Source organism: Pedobacter sp. UBA4863, from assembly GCF_002399615.1.
Lineage (GTDB): Bacteria > Bacteroidota > Bacteroidia > Sphingobacteriales > Sphingobacteriaceae > Pedobacter.
Map to the genome: position 1 here is coordinate 195915 of NZ_DHDZ01000033.1, position 17055 is coordinate 212969.

Below are 17055 nucleotides of genomic sequence, written 5' to 3' on the forward strand. Positions count from 1 at the left end.
ATTTTCATGATTTCCAATTAAACATCAAAAATCCTAATCCTGTTCATCTTAAAATCTTGTAAACCCTAGTCAAGACAATTAAACGCAATGACCATAGACGAAATCACATACAAAGTAAACGGTTGTGCCATGAAAGTGCACAATACTTTGGGCAATGGATTTCAAGAAGTAATTTATCAAAGATGTTTAGCTATTGAACTCAGCAGAGTTGGATTGATTTATGCAAGAGAGGTGGAACAAACAATCTATTACGAAGACATTGAGGTTGGAATTAGAAGAGCTGATTTTATTATAGAAAATCAAATAGTTGTAGAACTAAAAGCTGTGATTAATTTAGAAGATGTACATTTAGCTCAGGCTAAAAATTATGTCACCGCATACAAGTTTCCCATCGGTTTATTAATTAACTTTGGAGCCGTTAGTTTACAGTTTAAGAAAATTTATAATTCAAATAATAAATATAGCCCACTTCAATAACTGATCAGGATTTTAGGATTGACAAGATTTTCATGATTTCCAATTAAACATCAAAAATCCTAATCCTGTTCATCTTATAATCTTGTAAATCCTGATCAAGACAATTAAACATCCAGATGAAGACATTTAAAAAATATATTCTACTCCCTGCCCCACCAGAAGAAGTTTACTTAGGTTTAACTAAAGCGCAAAGCATTCAGTTATGGACTGGTGCCGAAGTAGAATTTGAAGAACAAGTAGGTACGGAATTCTCTTTTTGGGACGGTGATATTGTTGGGAAGAACCTAGAATTTGAGCCAGGCAAGAAAATTGTTCAGCAATGGTATTTCGGCGAAGAAAACGAGCCATCCATTGTTACCATTAAGCTGCATCCTGATAAAAAAGGAACTTCCTTAGAATTTGTGCAAACCAATATCCCCGATGAAGACTACAAAGATTTTACCGAAGGAATTAACGAATATTATCTTGGAGGCTTAGCCGATTTTTTTGAGGAAGAAATATAACCATTGCATGAACATTGTACTATTAGATAGAAAAACATTGGGAGAAGCCGCTGCATTGGCTAATTTACAACAACTTGGCCATTGTACCTTTTACGAAAGCACCAAAACTGATGAAGTTGCAGAAAGAGTAAAAGATGCAGCAGTAATTATTACCAATAAAGTAATGGTAAATCGAGAGGCAATGCTTGCGGCCACCAAACTAAAATTAATATGTATTGCGGCTACAGGCACCAACAATGTTGATTTACAGGCCGCAAAAGAACTCGGTATTCCCGTAAAAAACGTATCTGGATATTCTACCGAAAGCGTGGCCCAACACACTTTTGCCATGCTGTTGGCCTTTCAGAACAAAATCTGTTATTTCGATGATCATGTAAAATCAGGCGCATACTGTAAGAGCGATACCTTTACTCATCTACAACCCATTTGGGAACTTCACGGAAAAAGATTGGGGATTATTGGTTTGGGTACCATTGGTAAACGTGTTGCTCAAATTGCTACCTGTTTCGGTGCAGAGGTGGTATATTACTCTACTTCAGGCAAAAACAACGGGGCTCCTTACCAACAACTGGAACTAAGCGCACTGCTAAAAACATGCGATGTAGTTTCTATCCATGCCCCGCTGAACGACAACACCCATAATTTGCTCACTTACGATTTAATGAAATTGATGCCTGCCCATGCCGTTCTTGTAAATACCGGCAGAGGTGGTATTATAAACGAAACGGATTTAGCCCAAATTATTGACGAAGATTTAATAGGCGGCGCATGTATTGATGTTTACACCACAGAACCAATTTTGGCAGATAACCCACTGTTGCGTGTAAAAAACAAACACAAGTTATTACTAACGCCTCATGTGGCATGGTCTAGCAGCGAAGCCATAAATACCGTTATCCTTAAAACGATAGGAAACATTACAAGCACAACGCTGTAAGTAAGCTAATCAATGAGAGATCTCGATCAACTCTACTTAAAGCAAGAAGAACCTTTTCAAAGCTGCTTGCTGTGGCTAAGAGATAGTATTCTTACTATTGATAAAGATATTAGCCCAGAATGGAAATACAAACTGCCTTTTTTCTATCACAAAGGTAAAAGGCACTGTTATTTATGGCTACACAAAAAATACAAACTACCCTACATTGGCTTTGTTGACGGGAATTTATTGGATGATGAAGAACTGTTAGTTAAAAAACGAGCGAAAATGAAAACCCTGCTAATAGCTCCCGAGCTAGATTTGCCTATTGAAAAAATTAACACACTGCTAAAGAATATTTTATATCTTAGAAATAAATAATAATTGAATTTAGATGAAACGCTTTCAAACCCTTTCTGTAGTTGCTATTATGCTTGCTTTGCAATCATGTAATACTCCTTCTTATTTTCTTCCAGCTGTTACAGGTAATGATATTGCTTATTTGCCTAAACCTATGGAAGTAGATTCTGTTAAAAGCAAAATACATATTAGTGGAAGTATTGCTGGAATGACATTACCATATAATTCTGGAAATCTCGACATGGTTTTTTTAAATGTTAGTCGTGGGCATACCTTAAAAAGCTTAAACTTCGCTTATGGCGTCTTTGGTTTTGCAGGAAGAACAACAGATGAAAACACCAATAAAGGAGAAAATCAAATCGTTGAGTTTGATAACAAAAATTTCTATGGTGGCGGATTAAGGAGTTCTTTAGGATTTTACGACACTTCTGGAAACGCCGAATTTAGAGTACTGAGCTGGGAAAATAGTTTAAGTTTTGAAAATGGTTCCTATTCTTCTTTCAGAAAAAAGTACAGCACAATGAACAATAAAGATATTGTAAGCGCATCGCAAACTATGATGTACACCACTGGCGCAGCTACCGAAATTATTTGGCACTCCAAAAATCGTCCTGCTAATCAATTTGCATTCAGAATTTTCTTTGGTTTCACAGCAGATTTAAATCGTAATCTACAAAAATCTAACCCAAAAGAAGAAATAGATGGTAAAGCTATTGACTTTGCTTTTTTCATGAAGCTCAATAAGTTCTATGGAGTTCTTAATGCAGGTGGAAACAAAGGTTTGACAAGTAAGTTAAGCTTAGGGTATGCCTTTTAAAACAATTTCCCTTAGTAGCTGTTCCTTAATAAATTCATTATTATGGGAAAATCATTGGGCGTTTTATTAATTGTAGTTGGATTAATTATGCTAGTGTGGAGTGGCTTTACTTACACTAAAGAGGAAAAAATAGTTGATGTAGGAGCTATAGAAATTACTGCAGACAAACAAAAAACCGTTAATTGGCCACCTTATGTAGGGGCAATTGCCATGGTAGTAGGCGTAATTATCTATATTGGCGCAAAAAGAAGACAATAAAAAAAGCCAGCAACAAAAATGCTCACTGGCTATATAATGCAAATTATATTTCTTTTTAGTAATCTTCGCTAGTTACTGTTACAATAGCATCGCGTAAATTGTAGTTCGAAGCCATTACTTCGCCATAAGCACCAGTACTTCTAATGGCAATTAAATCATTTCTAAAGGTTTCTTGCAAGGCCACTTCCTTTCCAAAACAGTCGGTACTCTCGCAAATTGGCCCCACTACATCATACTTTACACTTTCAACTTTTAACTTTTGACTTAGGTTTTCGATTTGATGATATGCCTGATACAAAGCTGGGCGCATCAGCTCGGTCATACCCGCATCTAAAACAATGAAATTCTTTTTCTTGCCATTTTTCACATAAAGTACACGGCTAATTAAAGACGATGATTGACCAACCAAAGCCCTACCCAATTCAAAATGCACTTCCTGATGAGGTTTGACCTCCAAGAAATCATTGAAAATTTTAAAGTAAGCCTCAAAGTCTGGAATTTGAGCATTCGGATGGTGATAATCAATGCCTAAACCACCGCCAACATTTAGTACTTTAACTTTAAATCCTTTATCTTCAAACCAAGCTGCAAACTCGTTTACACGCACACAAAGGTTTTTGTAAACATCTAAATTGGTAATCTGCGAACCAATATGAAAATGGATGCCCACAAACTCCAAATTAGCCGAAACATTTAAAATATCGGCACAGGCAGGCATATCCCACGAGTTAATGCCAAACTTATTTTCATCTAAACCAGTGGTAATGTTTGCGTGGGTATGTGCATCTACGTTAGGGTTAATACGAATGGCCACTTTAGCCACTTTTCCTTTTTTAGCTGCCAATTCGTTAATTACTTGCAATTCTTGCAACGACTCTACGTTAAAGCAAAAAATAGTTTGATCTAGGGCATAATTAATTTCCTTATCAGATTTGCCTACGCCTGCAAAAACCACCTTGTTGTTTGTAAAACCGCTTTCAATAGCCTTTTTTACTTCGCCACCACTTACCGCATCGGCACCAAAACCAGCTTGTTTAATCTGTGCTAAAACCTTATCGTTAAAATTAGCTTTCATGGCATAATGCACATGAAAATTGTGCGAATTTGCCGCATCGCTACAAGCCTTTAGCGTATTTCGCAACAAATTTAGATCGTAATAATAGAAAGGCGTTTCTATATTCGAAAAATGTGCTATATCTTTATCCGAAAACATAATCTTGAAATTTATACTTATCCTCTTCTTGGTCTTTTTAACGGTTATCTACGTAGGCAACTATATTGATTACCGTCGTGGAAATATTAGCCGCACAGAGTTCGAAAGAAGAATCCGTATCTCAATTGTATTAATATTAATTATCGTTTTTATTTTTTTCTATTATCGTTAGTCCTTAAATCTCCTAAAGGGAATTAAGGTTACTCAAAAATCCTATTGTGCAAGCTTCTTAAGGCCTCCACCTTATCGTCTGTATTTACCAAAAGGGAGATATTATATGCGCTACCACCATAAGAAATCATCCTTACTGGCAAGTGTTTAATCGCATCTAACACCTTTGAGGCATATCCATGTTTTTCGGCTCCAAAATCACCCACTACACAAATAATGGTTTGGTCTCTGTCTAATTCTACACTACCGAAAGCATTTAATTCCGTTACAATTTTATCCAAGTTATCTGTAAAGTCAACGGTTAAAGAAACCGCTACTTCCGAAGTGGTAATCATGTCTATTGGTGTTTTGTAACGTTCAAAAACCTCAAAAACTTTACGTAAAAAACCATAGGCCAACAACATTCGGCTCGATTGGATTTTAATAGCCGTAATACCTTCTTTGGCAGCAATAGATTTAATTTTGCCTTTCTCACTTTCGGTACTAATTAAGGTACCAAAAGCCTTGGGTTCCATTGTATTTAACAACCTCACCGGAATTTTATATTTACGTGCCGGAAAAACCGATTGTGGATGTAAAATTTTAGCGCCAAAATAAGCCAGCTCGGCAGCCTCGTCAAAAGATAGGTTAGCAATAGGCTTTGTTCCTTTTACAATACGAGGGTCGTTATTGTGCATTCCATCAATATCGGTCCAAATTTGAACTTCATCGGCCGAAATAGCTGCGCCTATTAACGAAGCCGTATAATCACTTCCCCCACGGCGTAAATTATCTATTTCACCAAAACTATTCCTACAAATAAAACCTTGTGTAATAAACAGTTTATTAGCTGGATTTGCAGTTAAAATTGGTGTTAAATTTTGTGTAATAAAATCAACAACTGGTTCGTTGTCTTCGTCTATCCTCATAAAATCTAAAGCTGGCAACAATACAGATGGTACGCCAATCGATTTCAAATAAACATGGTATAAAGTGGTTGAGAGTAATTCGCCCTGCGCTAAAACTACTTTATCTTCAATAGTTGTAAATACATTATTAGCTAAAGAAAGTAGAAAACTGAAATGATAATCTACCACTTCTTGTCCTTGCGCTCTAAAATCGCCTGCTGGCAAAAGCTCGGCTACAACCGTATCATAATTGTTTTTTAAGCTCGTAATTAATTCAATGCCCTTCTTCTTGTCTTCCTTCAGTAACGCGTTTGAAATTTCTACCAAGCTATTTGTAGTACCAGACATTGCCGATAATACTACAATTTGTCTTTCTGCCGGATTAACAATGTCCAACAATTTTTTCATACGTTCTGGGCTACCAACCGAAGTGCCACCGAATTTTAAAACTTTCATTTAATTTTTATTGTTTTTTAGCATAGTGAAACAATTCCCACCGTTACAGGAAATGTTTTCATTTTTAAATTATTGAATGCAGATTTTTACTAATATTGTAACGAGGCGTGAAAATAACTAAAAGACTGTTAATTCCTACCCTTCAAATGAAATAAAATAAGGTTTTTTATATTTTTATCAACCTTAACCAAACATAATTTGATTTTTTATTGCAATAAACTACTTATAATATGCAACTAGACCAGTTAAGTCAGACTACCATACAAACATGGTTAAATGGCAATTACGACGATATTACCAAATCAACCATACAAAAACTTTTAGACCAAGAAGCTTATACAGAGCTTACCGATGCTTTTTATAAAAATTTAGAATTTGGCACGGGCGGTTTACGCGGTATTATGGGTGCAGGCTCTAACCGTATCAACAAATATACCATTGGTACTGCTACACAAGGTTTGGCCAACTATCTGCTTAAAAAATATCCGGGAGAAAAAATTGCTGTAGCCATTGCACACGATAGCAGAAACAACTCAGATGTATTTGCTAAAATTACTGCCGATGTATTCTCTGCAAACGGCATTAAGGTTTATTTCTTTTCGGCTTTGCGCCCTACACCAGAACTTTCGTTTGCTATACGCGAATTAGGCTGTAAAAGTGGCGTAATGTTAACCGCATCACATAACCCCAAAGAGTACAATGGCTATAAAGCCTATGGTGCAGATGGAGGCCAATTTACTTCGCCAGATGATAAAATGGTGATGGAAGAAGTTGCTGCCATTAAAAGTATTGACGAGGTTAAATTCGACAGCATTGACGCAAACATTGAAATGATTGGCGAAGAAATTGACCAAAAATATCTTGATAAAATTACTGCTTTATCTGTTTCTCCGGATGCAATTGCTCGTCAGCAAAATTTAAAGATCGTTTACTCTCCTATACACGGCACCGGTATTACACTAGTACCAAAAGCATTGGCTCAATTTGGTTTTACTAACGTTAATATTGTTGAAGAACAAAGTAAACCTGATGGCAATTTCCCTACGGTAATCTATCCTAACCCAGAAGAAAAAGAAGCTTTAACCTTGGCTTTAAAAAAGGCCGAAGAAATTGATGCTGATTTGGTTTTAGCTACCGATCCAGATGCCGACCGTGTGGGTATTGCCGTTAAAAATACCGATGGCGACTTTGTTTTGCTAAATGGCAACCAAACTGGAAGTTTATTGGTTAACTATATGCTTACCGCCTGGCAAGAAAAGGGCAAATTAACAGGCAATGAATATGTGGTGAGTACCGTAGTTACCACCAGTCTTATTAAAACTATTTGTAAAGATAAAGGGGTAGCATATTTTGAAACCCTAACCGGCTTTAAATGGATTGGTAAAGTAATGACCGAATTGTTGGGCAAAAAACAATTTATTGTTGGTGGCGAAGAAAGTTACGGCTACTTAGTTGGCGATTTGGTACGCGACAAAGATGCCATAATATCTTGCGCCTTTATTGCAGAAATGACCGCTTTTTACAAAGATAAAGGCAGTAGTTTATACGAAGCCATGATAGAAATGTATGTGAAATACGGCATGTACAAAGAAGACTTAGTAGCCATTACCAAACAAGGAAAAACAGGTGCTGAAGAAATTAAAGCCATGATGGAGAAATTCAGGAACAATCCGCCCGCTAGTTTGGGTGGTTCGCCAGTGGTAACCTTAAAAGATTACGAACTAAATAAAATAACTAACATTAAAGCTGGTACTAGCAAAGAACTTGGCTTTCCTAAATCGGATGTTTTACAGTTTATTACCGAAGATGGCAGTATTATTTCTGCTCGTCCGAGTGGTACAGAGCCTAAAATTAAATTCTATTGCAGCGTAAACGAGCCTTTAGCAAGTACTGGAGAGTTTAAAGCTACTGAACAGAAGCTTAACGATAAGATCAAAACTATTATGAGCGATTTACAAGCTTAGTTTTTTTCGATAACACGAAATCTATATATTCTGTCCGTCATTTCGAACATAGAGCGAAATCTAACAATGTTTTAATTGCTAGATTTCTCCACATTCTTCGTAGAAATGACGGACATATTTTATTTAGGAAACTCATAAAACTCTGAATGAACAATACAAAATTAGGATGGATAGGTTTAGGCAACATGGGCAATCCAATGGCGAAAAACCTATTAAAAGCAGGTTACGATTTATCGGTATATAACCGCTCTGCAGATAAAACAGAGGATTTTAAAGAAGAAGCTACAATTTGCCAAAGCACTGCTGAGTTAGTACGAAACAGTGATATTATCTTCACTATGTTGACTAATGATGATGCGGTAAATCAAGTTTATCAAGAAATAACAAAAGAAGAACTGGAAGGAAAGCTGTTTATAGATTGCAGTACTATTTCTCAAGAATGTTCTTTAGCAAATGCCGAACTAGCTAAAACTAAGAAAGCTGGTTTTATTGATGCTCCCGTTGCTGGTAGTACCATGCCAGCTAAAGAAGGTACATTAATTATCATGGCTGGTGGCGACGAAAAAGATATCGAAAGAGCTCAACCTTATTTCGACAAGTTAGGAAAACTCACCAAACACTTGGGCGCAAATGGAAGTGGTGTAGCTGCTAAACTTTCGATCAATTATTTCTTATCCCTTATCTATCAAGGATTGGCTGAAACCGTTTTATTCTCTGAGAAATTAGGTCTAGAGCGTAAAGACATGCTAGAAATCATTAACGAAAGTGCCTGCGGAAATGGGGCTACCAAAGTGAAAACACCGCTACTGATTAACGATAGTTATCCTGCTGCTTTTGCTTTAGATTTAATGTTGAAGGATATCTTACTGGCACAAAAAGCAGGTGCTGATTTTCCTTTATCTCAAGCGATGATTGATACCTACCAAGACGCACATCATAAAGTTTTCGGCAAAGATGATGTAATTGGGATTATCGAGGCGTTAAAATAATTTTAGTAAAATTACGAAGTTTTAAAAATTCCTAAGTCTTGTTTTACTATTCGTCATTTCGACGAAGAATGAGGAGAAATCTGGCAAATTGCAAATCGTTAGATTTCTCTCTGCTTTCGAAATGACGAGCAAGCGCACCAACCTATCTGATTTGCTAAGCTGATAGACTTAATAATAAAATCTATTAACCTACCATCTCCGGCACATCATCATCTGCATACAACTTACCAGCTGTAGCTTTTCTAATTTCATCTACGGTAACGCCTGGAGCTCTTTCTAACAGTTTAAAACCACCTTCTGGCAAAACATCAAAAACACCTAATTCGGTTACTATTTTTTTAATACATTTTATCCCAGTTAAAGGCAAAGTACAAGCAGGCAGCAACTTACTCTCTCCCGCTTTATTTACATGCTGCATGGCTACAATAATATTTTTTGCCGAAGCCACCAAATCCATTGCCCCTCCCATTCCTTTTACCATTTTGCCCGGAATTTTCCAGTTAGCTATATCGCCGTTTTCCGAAACCTCCATGGCTCCCAAAATGGTTAAATCAATCTTTTGGCTCCTGATCATCCCAAAGCTCATGGCCGAATCGAAAATAGCAGACCCAGGCAAAGTAGTTATGGTTTGTTTACCTGCGTTAATTAAATCGGGGTCTTCTTCGCCTTCGAATGGAAATGGCCCCATCCCCAATAAACCATTTTCAGATTGTAATACTACATTAATTCCCTCTGGGATATAATTGGCTACCAAAGTTGGGATACCAATACCCAAATTAACGTAATAGCCGTCTTTTATTTCTTTAGCGATGCGTTTCGCTATACCGTTTTTGTCAAGCATATTTTTGATGTGATAATGTGATGATTAGCTTATTATCAAATTAACTAATCATCGAATTATTTTTGTTTGTCTGTCGCAATTATTTTGTTAAGTATTTTCTGAATAGATTCAATTTTGCTTAGTAATTCTTCACTAGAAGGATAGTTTTTCGAATGCTTACATATTAGCAACCAATATTTTGTTTCTTCACATTCTTTAGCAGAAATTTTCATTTTATGAATAAAATCAGCCTTGCTTTCAGCATTTTGCGCTTCTCAAATTTTAGCTCCAATACTTGTTCCTGCCTTTAACAATTGATTTGTAAAGCAAATTCGAAACTCAATTTAACAATTATGTTTTCATTAATTTTCTCATCATTTATAGGCTATCTTATTATCAAATCATCACATTAGCTAATCCACTTTCCTTACCGTCAACTGCTCAATCCTTTTCTCGTAATTTTTACCTTGAAAAATTCTGTGCACATACACTCCTGGCGTATGAATATGGTCTGGATCTAGTGTTCCAACTTCTACCAATTCTTCTACTTCGGCAATGGTTATTTTACCTGCCATAGCCATTACTGGGTTAAAGTTTCTACTGGTAGAACGAAAAACAAGGTTACCGGCAGTATCTCCTTTCCATGCTTTCACAATAGCAAAATCGGCATCAAAAGCATATTCCATTAAATAATCTTTACCGTTGAAATTTCTGGTTTCCTTACCTTCGGCAACTTCGGTACCTACACCTGCTGGCGTAAAAATAGCCGGCATGCCGTAACCTGCGGCTAAGCAACGCGTAGCTAAGGTACCTTGAGGAATTAACTCAACTTCTAATTCACCACTTAATAACTGGCGTTCAAACTCGCCATTTTCGCCAACATAAGAAGCTATCATTTTTTTTATTTGACGCTTGTGCAATAACAAGCCAAGCCCAAAATCATCTACGCCAGCATTGTTAGAAATACAGGTTAACTCTTTTACTTCTTTTTTTACTAAGGCAGAAATACAGTTTTCGGGGATACCGCAAAGGCCAAAACCGCCTAACATTAAAGTTTTTCCGTTTGTAATATCAGCTATTGCCTCATCGGCATTTGCCACTACTTTATTAATCATATTTGGTGTTTTTCCCAACTGTTTGGGATAAGTATCGGCTAAATTAGAAAGTTAATTTGGCTAAACAAAGGTAAAAGAAGAGTTTTAAAGGTGTTTATTGCACACTATCTAATATCCAAAAATGCTGTTTCAATTAAGTTTTTTTATATTTAGGCACCAAATTTTATCTATGAGCTCTTTTTGTAAAAAAATCCTGATCATACTATTTACCATTGTTTTACCTTGTTGCATATATGCACAAAACAATATCAGGCAATCTTCTACTAATGACAATAAGGTTTTACCAGTTACCTTAACAAGCTTTACTGCAAAAAGTGACGAAATTAATAAGATTGTTGTGAACTGGAGCACATCAAGTGAAGCCAACAATAGCTACTTCGAGGTTTTGATTTCTAAAGATGGCCACAATTTCGTTAAAATTGGCCAAGTTCAAGGTGTAGGAAATAGCAATACTACACAGCACTATCAATTTGTAATTCATAATATAGCTTCCATCACCTTAACAGGATCGTTACCCTTTCTTTTATTTTTACTTATACCATCGGTGCGTAACAGAAAATTACGGGTATATTTTTATGTGTTTTTTGCGTTTATGATTATATCATGTGCTAAAAACAAAGACCAAGAAAATTTAACGGAACTAAAGAAATATTACATCAATCTGCAACAGGTTGATAATGATGGAAAAACCACCAACTACGGTACTTTTATACAGCGTGTAACTGTTAAAGTGCCTAAGTCTTAAAATTACTTCATATAAACGTAAGTAATCCCATCTCCACCTCTATCTAAATGTTCATCTTCCATCCTATCTACTTGTTTATACGATTTTAAATGCGTTCTAATTAATTTCCTTAAAATTCCGTCGCCTTTACCGTGTATAATTTTAATAGATGGAAAGCCCAACATAATGGCTTTGTCCATGTAATTTTCTAATTCTTGCAAAGCAACTTCGCCACGCATACCACGCAAATCTAGCTCTGCTCTAAAATTGCTCACTGCATCTGTTAAACTATTGGTGTAAGAACTACGTTGCACTAATTTCTTCAGCTGCTTATTACTAATCTTCTGCACCCGGTTGCGCTTAACTACCGAACGTAAATCGCCGAAAGCAACCACCAAATTATTTTTATTAATCTCTAACACCTGCCCAGTACTCTCTGTGCCCACCAACTGTATCCAATCGTTAACGGCTAGCTCACTGTCATCAAACTCCACCACAAATTTAGGTTCTTCAACTTTAACCTCGTTTTTAGCTAAACCCTTTTGTAGGTTCTGCCTAATTTCGCGAGTTGCTTCCTTATCAGCCTGTTTCTTTTTAATTTGTGCAATGGTATTTTCTACCAGTTTATTGGCATCTTTAATAATGTTCTGCGCCTGTACTTTAGCGTCTTTAATTAATGTTTTTTTATTTTCTTCGAGATAAGATTTCTGCTTTTCGTTCTCCGCTAAAAGTTGGTTTAACCTATTTTGCTGGTTGGCCAGTTTTGCTTTAGTTTCATGAACCTGTCGTTTTTCTTTCTCCAAGTTTATCAACAAGCTATCGATACTATTTTGGTTCGTACCAATTTTCTGCTTCGCTAATTCTAGCACTTCTTTCTGTAAGCCTATATTTTGTGCAATTTCGAAAGCATACGAACTACCTGGCTTACCAATATCTAATATATATAGCGGTTTCATTTTGGCATTATCAAAAAGCATGGAAGCATTCTCCAAGCCTTCAGTATCGCCTGCAAACAACTTTAAATTAGAGTAGTGCGTAGTAATTACCCCTCTAACTTTCTTATTGTTTAGCACCTGCAATACCGCTTCGGCCATTGGCCCACCAAACTGCGGATCGGTACCCGTACCAAATTCATCTATCAGCACCAAAGTTTTTGCATTGGCATGAGTTACAAAATAACGCATCTTCTTTAAATGTGCACTATAAGTACTCAAATCCGATTCGATAGATTGATCGTCGCCAATATCTGCAAAAATTTGATGGAAAATCCCCATCTCACTATGTTCATCTACAGGCACTAACAAACCCGCTTGCAACATCATCTGCAATAAGCCCACGGTTTTCATACATACCGATTTACCGCCTGCATTTGGCCCAGAAACCAAAATAATGCGCATACCATCGTTAATTTGAATATTTAACGGCACTACCAATTTTTGCTCGTTAGCAAAAGACAACAACAACAAAGGATGGCGAGCATTGATCAATTTCGTTCTCGCTTCTTTTAACAACAAGGGCATTTGCGCACCTATTTGAATAGCAAACAGCGCTTTAGCCCTCACAAAATCTAACTTTGTTAAAAAACTATGGTATAACAATAAAATAGATGTATATGGCCTCAATTCGCTGGTAGTTTCGATAAGAATGCGGATAATTTCCCTACGCCTGTCAAATTCTAAATCGCGAAGCTTATTATTAAGTGTAAAAACTTCTTCTGGCTCTAGATATACCGTTTGCCCGCTAGCAGACTCATCGTGAACAAAGCCTTTAATTTTACGTTTATTTTCTGCTAGAATAGGAATACAAATCCTGCCATCGCGTACCGTTAAGCTACCATCGGCTACCCAATTGCTGGCTACGGCATTTTTATAAATGGCATCCATCTTTCTACGCACTTCTTGTTCGCCCTTGGCAATGGCAGTGGTAATTTCTAACAGTTCTTTAGAGGCATTGGGCTTAATTTTACCTTTAACATCTAAAATATTTTCTATTTTACGAAGTATATCTCTTTCTATGGGCAGATGCTGAAATAAAGCCTCTAAACTTGGGTAAAGTTCTTTGCGCTCATCAAAAAATCTAATTACCGCAAAAACGGTTTGTAGCGAAGTATAAATCCTGAAAAGTTCGTCTTCAAGCAAATAACTGCCCTCTATCCTAATTTTATCAACTAAAACCTTAATATCAAAAAACGCATTAATTCGTAAAGGCTCTTGGTTTTCGAGGATACTTTTAAACTCTTTCGTTTGCCGTAAAAATTTATCAATTTGGTCGTATTTGGCCATTACCTGCATCTTATCGACCAAGTTTTGACCCATTGTGCTTAAACAATGTTGGCGCACCAATTGCCTTACCTCGTTAAACCCTAGTCTCTCTTCGCAATTTTCTGGATACAGCATATATTATATAACAGATTTAGGTGCTTTAAGCAATCTTTTTAATGGTTTGGCAGGTTTCTTTAAGCTATCGGCTTTACGGTCTTTTGCTACCTTCTTTAAAGAATCTGTAATTTTTTTCTGGGCAGTTACCCGCTGTAAACTGTCTTGCCTTTCCAATTTCTCAGTCTTTAACCGCTCTTCCTTCTCCTGTCTTTTAGTTTCTTCGTCTCTTGTCTTATTTATTTTTTCGCTAATCCTATTGTACATTTTAGTCAACAAATCAGCATGCTGGTAATAATAAGCCATACTTTTAGCATGCATTGCCGAATCGATACCGTATTTTTTAAAAACACCTTTGTACAAGGGTGCTGATACTTTTTTTGCGCTATCTGGCGTTGGTATAGTGCCAACATAACCATCTAAAACATGTATGTCGTATAAAATTTTTTCCATCTCTGCAGGCTGTACAATATCTTTCGGAATACCCGGTTTACAGGCAACCATTAGTAGCGTACTTAAAAAGAGCAATAATATTCTCGTCATTTCTGTATTAAAACTTCAGCTTTGCTAGCCAAATTAAAAAAGGTTATCTAATTTTACCCCAAAAATACTGATAAATGAGCATTGCAGATAACTTATTAAAATATAAAAGCGAAGTAGAAAGCGATGGCGTAAAACTGGTTGCTGTTTCTAAAAACCACCCGGCACAAGCTGTAATGGAAGCTTACGAAGCTGGCCAACGTGTTTTTGGTGAAAACCTAGTGCAAGAAATGGTAGAAAAACAGGCTCAGTTACCTGCCGATATTGAATGGCATTTAATTGGCCATTTGCAAACCAACAAAGTAAAATACATTGCTTCTTTTGTAAAGCTAATCGAATCGGTAGATAGTTTAAAGCTATTAAAAGAAATTAACAAGCATGCCGCCAAGCACAACCGCGTAATTGATTGCCTATTGCAAATTTATATTGCAGACGAAGAAACCAAATTTGGCCTAGGTTTTGATGAAGCCGTAGAGTTACTTCGTTCTGAAGAATTTACGGAACTGAAAAATGTGAGAATTATTGGCTTAATGGGCATTGCAACCAATAGCACCAGCGAAAAACAAACCATGGCCGAGTTTAACGAACTAAAAGTATTGTTCGATGGCATTAAGATGAGCTTCTTTAGAAAGGACGATTTTTTCAAAGAAATCTCTATGGGAATGTCTGCCGATTATAAAATTGCTATTGAAGAAGGTAGCACAATGGTAAGAATTGGCAGCAATATTTTTGGCAAGAGAGTAATCAAACACTGGAAAAATAAGGAATAAACAAAAAATAACCAATTCAACAATAATCAATTTCCAAATTTAAGATAACAACCAGTAATCAAAAAAATGAATATCCAACTAAGAGTAGCAACAGCCCAAGATTGCCCTCGTTTACTAGAATTAATTAACGAATTGGCCCTATACGAAAAAGCACCACAAGAGGTAACCGTAACCTTAGCAGAGTTTGTGGAAGCGGGTTTTGGAGAAAATCCCGTATGGAAATCTTATGTTGCCGTAGATGGGCAAACTATTGTAGGACTTGCTTTGTTCTACATCAGATACTCAACATGGAAAGGTTGTCGTTTATACTTAGAAGATTTTTTGGTAACCGAAAGCTACAGAGGTAAAGGAATTGGAAAGCTGCTTTTTGACCGCGTGGTGCAGGAAGCTAAAGAAAGAAACTTTAATGGCATGAATTGGCAAGTACTAGATTGGAATGCACCAGGCATTAACTTCTACGATAAATATGGTGCCAATTACGAAAGCGAATGGTTAAACGCCTCCTTTACCAAAGAGCAGCTAGCTAAATTATAATTGATCATGAAAAAAATCATCTTACCTCTATTAACTGTTAGTCTTTTATGGGCTTGTACCAGCGAAAATAAAGACAAAAAAGTAGCACATGTAATTACCGCCGAAAACGATACGCTCACCTACCGTTACGATTCTGTAAAAGTAGTAAGCAATAATCTAGTAAAGTTAGCAGTAAACAAACAAGCAGATACAGCCAATGCCATAGTAAGGTATCCTGTTTTCGAGAACGATAGCTTAAACAACTACATCAAAAGCCAAGTACTCCACTATTTTGGCGATGAAGAAATGCCAACCGCATTTGATGATATTGCCAGCAGTTTTATAAGGGGCTATAATGAATTTTACCTAGAAAACCCGGGTACGGCACAATGGTGGTATTTATTAATAGACATTAAAGTAATTAGACAATTGCACAACTATATAGCTTTAAAGTATATCCATTCTGATTATGCTGGTGGCGCACATGGCAATACCGTCATCTCTTATATCAATTTTAACCCCAAAACCAACCAAGCCATTACAGTAGATTCTTTAATTTTGCCTGATAAAAAAGTTGAGTTGCTAAAAGTTGGTGAACGAATTTTTAGAAGCAACGAAAATATTAGCGCTACCGAATCACTAGAAAAAAGATATTTCTTTACCAACGGAAAATTCTCGCTGCCCAAAAACTTTTACGTGAGCAACAAAGGCTTGGTATTCTTATATAATCCATACGAAATTAAACCTTATGCAGATGGCACTACAGAATTAGTAATTCCTTTTTCCGAACTTAGCGGCATTGCAAAACCACAAACCATCTTAACTCCAAACCAATAAATGCAAGTATATAAATTTGGTGGTGCATCCATCAAAAACGTAGAAGGAATAAAAAACGTTATTCAAATTATACAATCTTATGGCGCTAAAAACCTATTGGTAGTAGTGTCGGCCATGGATAAAACTACAGATAGGCTCCAAGAACTTGCCTTTGCACATATCAATGGTAATGAACACAAGCATCAACTATTAGAAGATGTAAAAAATTTTCATTTCGATATTATCGGCAAGTTATTTACCGACACCAACAACCCGGTGTACAACGATGTAGCCAATACTTTTGTAGAAATAGAATGGCTATTAGAAGAAGATGCAGCAGATACAGCCGATTACCTTTACGACCAAATTGT

Annotated in this window: 18 protein-coding genes and 2 pseudogenes; 13 read left to right on the forward strand and 7 right to left on the reverse strand. The window is 36.5% G+C overall.

The annotated features are described in order from the left end of the window. The first annotated feature begins 87 nt into the window (after positions 1-87). From B3I52_RS07635 to B3I52_RS07660, 6 genes are all read left to right on the forward strand, one after another. Positions 88-477 (forward strand): GxxExxY protein, encoded by a 390-nt coding sequence (locus tag B3I52_RS07635; protein WP_293300080.1) that lies wholly within the window; start codon positions 88-90, stop codon positions 475-477. A gap of 116 nt (positions 478-593) precedes the next feature. Beyond that, positions 594-980: an SRPBCC domain-containing protein gene (locus tag B3I52_RS07640; protein WP_293300082.1), complete on the forward strand. Its 387-nt coding sequence runs from the start codon at positions 594-596 to the stop codon at positions 978-980. A gap of 7 nt (positions 981-987) precedes the next feature. Then, entirely contained in the window at positions 988-1917 is a 930-nt protein-coding gene (locus tag B3I52_RS07645; protein ID WP_293300084.1) for a D-2-hydroxyacid dehydrogenase, read from the forward strand. Positions 1918-1929: 12 nt separating this feature from the next. Next, positions 1930-2277, forward strand: a complete 348-nt coding sequence (locus tag B3I52_RS07650; RefSeq protein ID WP_293300086.1) for a DUF1801 domain-containing protein — start codon at positions 1930-1932, stop codon at positions 2275-2277. Between the two features lie 13 nt (positions 2278-2290). Continuing rightward, positions 2291-3073 (forward strand): hypothetical protein, encoded by a 783-nt coding sequence (locus B3I52_RS07655; RefSeq protein WP_293300087.1) that lies wholly within the window; start codon positions 2291-2293, stop codon positions 3071-3073. A 42-nt stretch (positions 3074-3115) separates the two neighbouring features. Beyond that, a complete protein-coding gene (locus B3I52_RS07660; RefSeq protein WP_293300088.1) occupies positions 3116-3331 on the forward strand; it encodes a hypothetical protein in 216 nt (71 codons plus the stop codon). A gap of 55 nt (positions 3332-3386) precedes the next feature. On the opposite strand, the gene lysA is transcribed toward B3I52_RS07660, so the two are convergent. Together lysA and B3I52_RS07670 are read right to left on the reverse strand one after the other, a co-directional pair. Further along, positions 3387-4544: a diaminopimelate decarboxylase gene (gene lysA / locus B3I52_RS07665; RefSeq protein ID WP_293300090.1), complete on the reverse strand. Its 1158-nt coding sequence runs from the start codon at positions 4542-4544 to the stop codon at positions 3387-3389. Between the two features lie 200 nt (positions 4545-4744). Further along, positions 4745-6058 carry an aspartate kinase gene (locus B3I52_RS07670; protein ID WP_293300092.1) on the reverse strand — a complete coding sequence of 438 codons (1314 nt, stop codon included), beginning with the start codon at positions 6056-6058 and terminating at the stop codon, positions 4745-4747. A 230-nt stretch (positions 6059-6288) separates the two neighbouring features. Here B3I52_RS07670 and B3I52_RS07675 point away from each other — a divergent pair, with 230 nt between their 5' ends. Together B3I52_RS07675 and B3I52_RS07680 are read left to right on the forward strand one after the other, a co-directional pair. Then, the gene (locus B3I52_RS07675) at positions 6289-8022 is read left to right on the forward strand and encodes a phospho-sugar mutase (RefSeq protein WP_293300094.1); all 1734 of its coding nucleotides are present in this window, start codon (positions 6289-6291) and stop codon (positions 8020-8022) included. Positions 8023-8168: 146 nt separating this feature from the next. Further along, positions 8169-9011: an NAD(P)-dependent oxidoreductase gene (locus B3I52_RS07680; protein WP_293300096.1), complete on the forward strand. Its 843-nt coding sequence runs from the start codon at positions 8169-8171 to the stop codon at positions 9009-9011. 184 nt (positions 9012-9195) lie between these two features. Here B3I52_RS07680 and B3I52_RS07685 read toward each other — a convergent pair whose 3' ends face one another. The 3 genes and pseudogenes from B3I52_RS07685 to B3I52_RS07690 form a co-directional block, all read right to left on the reverse strand. Then, the gene (locus B3I52_RS07685; protein ID WP_293300097.1) at positions 9196-9852 is read right to left on the reverse strand and encodes a CoA transferase subunit B; all 657 of its coding nucleotides are present in this window, start codon (positions 9850-9852) and stop codon (positions 9196-9198) included. A gap of 56 nt (positions 9853-9908) precedes the next feature. Next, positions 9909-10094, reverse strand: a pseudogene (locus B3I52_RS15920) (four helix bundle protein); the annotation flags it as partial. Between the two features lie 150 nt (positions 10095-10244). Next, positions 10245-10946 carry a CoA transferase subunit A gene (locus tag B3I52_RS07690; protein WP_293300099.1) on the reverse strand — a complete coding sequence of 234 codons (702 nt, stop codon included), beginning with the start codon at positions 10944-10946 and terminating at the stop codon, positions 10245-10247. Positions 10947-11115: 169 nt separating this feature from the next. On the opposite strand from B3I52_RS07690, the gene B3I52_RS07695 reads away from it, so the two are divergent. Continuing rightward, the gene (locus B3I52_RS07695; RefSeq protein WP_293300101.1) at positions 11116-11691 is read left to right on the forward strand and encodes a hypothetical protein; all 576 of its coding nucleotides are present in this window, start codon (positions 11116-11118) and stop codon (positions 11689-11691) included. A 2-nt stretch (positions 11692-11693) separates the two neighbouring features. On the opposite strand, the gene B3I52_RS07700 is transcribed toward B3I52_RS07695, so the two are convergent. Further along, positions 11694-14066 carry an endonuclease MutS2 gene (locus B3I52_RS07700; protein WP_293300103.1) on the reverse strand — a complete coding sequence of 791 codons (2373 nt, stop codon included), beginning with the start codon at positions 14064-14066 and terminating at the stop codon, positions 11694-11696. Positions 14067-14069: 3 nt separating this feature from the next. Beyond that, positions 14070-14588, reverse strand: a complete 519-nt coding sequence (locus tag B3I52_RS07705; RefSeq protein WP_293300105.1) for a DUF4296 domain-containing protein — start codon at positions 14586-14588, stop codon at positions 14070-14072. A gap of 74 nt (positions 14589-14662) precedes the next feature. Here B3I52_RS07705 and B3I52_RS07710 point away from each other — a divergent pair, with 74 nt between their 5' ends. From B3I52_RS07710 to B3I52_RS07725, 4 genes and pseudogenes are all read left to right on the forward strand, one after another. After that, a complete protein-coding gene (locus tag B3I52_RS07710) occupies positions 14663-15355 on the forward strand; it encodes a YggS family pyridoxal phosphate-dependent enzyme (RefSeq protein ID WP_293300107.1) in 693 nt (230 codons plus the stop codon). A gap of 66 nt (positions 15356-15421) precedes the next feature. Next, positions 15422-15889: a GNAT family N-acetyltransferase gene (locus B3I52_RS07715; RefSeq protein WP_293300108.1), complete on the forward strand. Its 468-nt coding sequence runs from the start codon at positions 15422-15424 to the stop codon at positions 15887-15889. A gap of 6 nt (positions 15890-15895) precedes the next feature. Next, positions 15896-16705, forward strand: coding sequence for a DUF3298 and DUF4163 domain-containing protein (locus B3I52_RS07720; protein WP_293300109.1), 810 nt, complete (start codon positions 15896-15898; stop codon positions 16703-16705). Further along, a pseudogene (locus tag B3I52_RS07725) lies at positions 16706-17055 on the forward strand (aspartate kinase); the annotation flags it as partial. It lies immediately after the preceding gene.

Bases quoted from the DNA above. Each gene is read 5' to 3' on its own strand.
- B3I52_RS07635 (WP_293300080.1), top strand. From the start codon at position 88: ATGACCATAGACGAAATCACATACAAAGTAAACGGTTGTGCCATGAAA.
- B3I52_RS07640 (WP_293300082.1), top strand. From the start codon at position 594: ATGAAGACATTTAAAAAATATATTCTACTCCCTGCCCCACCAGAAGAA.
- B3I52_RS07645 (WP_293300084.1), top strand. From the start codon at position 988: ATGAACATTGTACTATTAGATAGAAAAACATTGGGAGAAGCCGCTGCA.
- B3I52_RS07650 (WP_293300086.1), top strand. From the start codon at position 1,930: ATGAGAGATCTCGATCAACTCTACTTAAAGCAAGAAGAACCTTTTCAA.
- B3I52_RS07655 (WP_293300087.1), top strand. From the start codon at position 2,291: ATGAAACGCTTTCAAACCCTTTCTGTAGTTGCTATTATGCTTGCTTTG.
- B3I52_RS07660 (WP_293300088.1), top strand. From the start codon at position 3,116: ATGGGAAAATCATTGGGCGTTTTATTAATTGTAGTTGGATTAATTATG.
- lysA (WP_293300090.1), bottom strand. From the start codon at position 4,544: ATGTTTTCGGATAAAGATATAGCACATTTTTCGAATATAGAAACGCCT.
- B3I52_RS07670 (WP_293300092.1), bottom strand. From the start codon at position 6,058: ATGAAAGTTTTAAAATTCGGTGGCACTTCGGTTGGTAGCCCAGAACGT.
- B3I52_RS07675 (WP_293300094.1), top strand. From the start codon at position 6,289: ATGCAACTAGACCAGTTAAGTCAGACTACCATACAAACATGGTTAAAT.
- B3I52_RS07680 (WP_293300096.1), top strand. From the start codon at position 8,169: ATGAACAATACAAAATTAGGATGGATAGGTTTAGGCAACATGGGCAAT.
- B3I52_RS07685 (WP_293300097.1), bottom strand. From the start codon at position 9,852: ATGCTTGACAAAAACGGTATAGCGAAACGCATCGCTAAAGAAATAAAA.
- B3I52_RS07690 (WP_293300099.1), bottom strand. From the start codon at position 10,946: ATGATTAATAAAGTAGTGGCAAATGCCGATGAGGCAATAGCTGATATT.
- B3I52_RS07695 (WP_293300101.1), top strand. From the start codon at position 11,116: ATGAGCTCTTTTTGTAAAAAAATCCTGATCATACTATTTACCATTGTT.
- B3I52_RS07700 (WP_293300103.1), bottom strand. From the start codon at position 14,066: ATGCTGTATCCAGAAAATTGCGAAGAGAGACTAGGGTTTAACGAGGTA.
- B3I52_RS07705 (WP_293300105.1), bottom strand. From the start codon at position 14,588: ATGACGAGAATATTATTGCTCTTTTTAAGTACGCTACTAATGGTTGCC.
- B3I52_RS07710 (WP_293300107.1), top strand. From the start codon at position 14,663: ATGAGCATTGCAGATAACTTATTAAAATATAAAAGCGAAGTAGAAAGC.
- B3I52_RS07715 (WP_293300108.1), top strand. From the start codon at position 15,422: ATGAATATCCAACTAAGAGTAGCAACAGCCCAAGATTGCCCTCGTTTA.
- B3I52_RS07720 (WP_293300109.1), top strand. From the start codon at position 15,896: ATGAAAAAAATCATCTTACCTCTATTAACTGTTAGTCTTTTATGGGCT.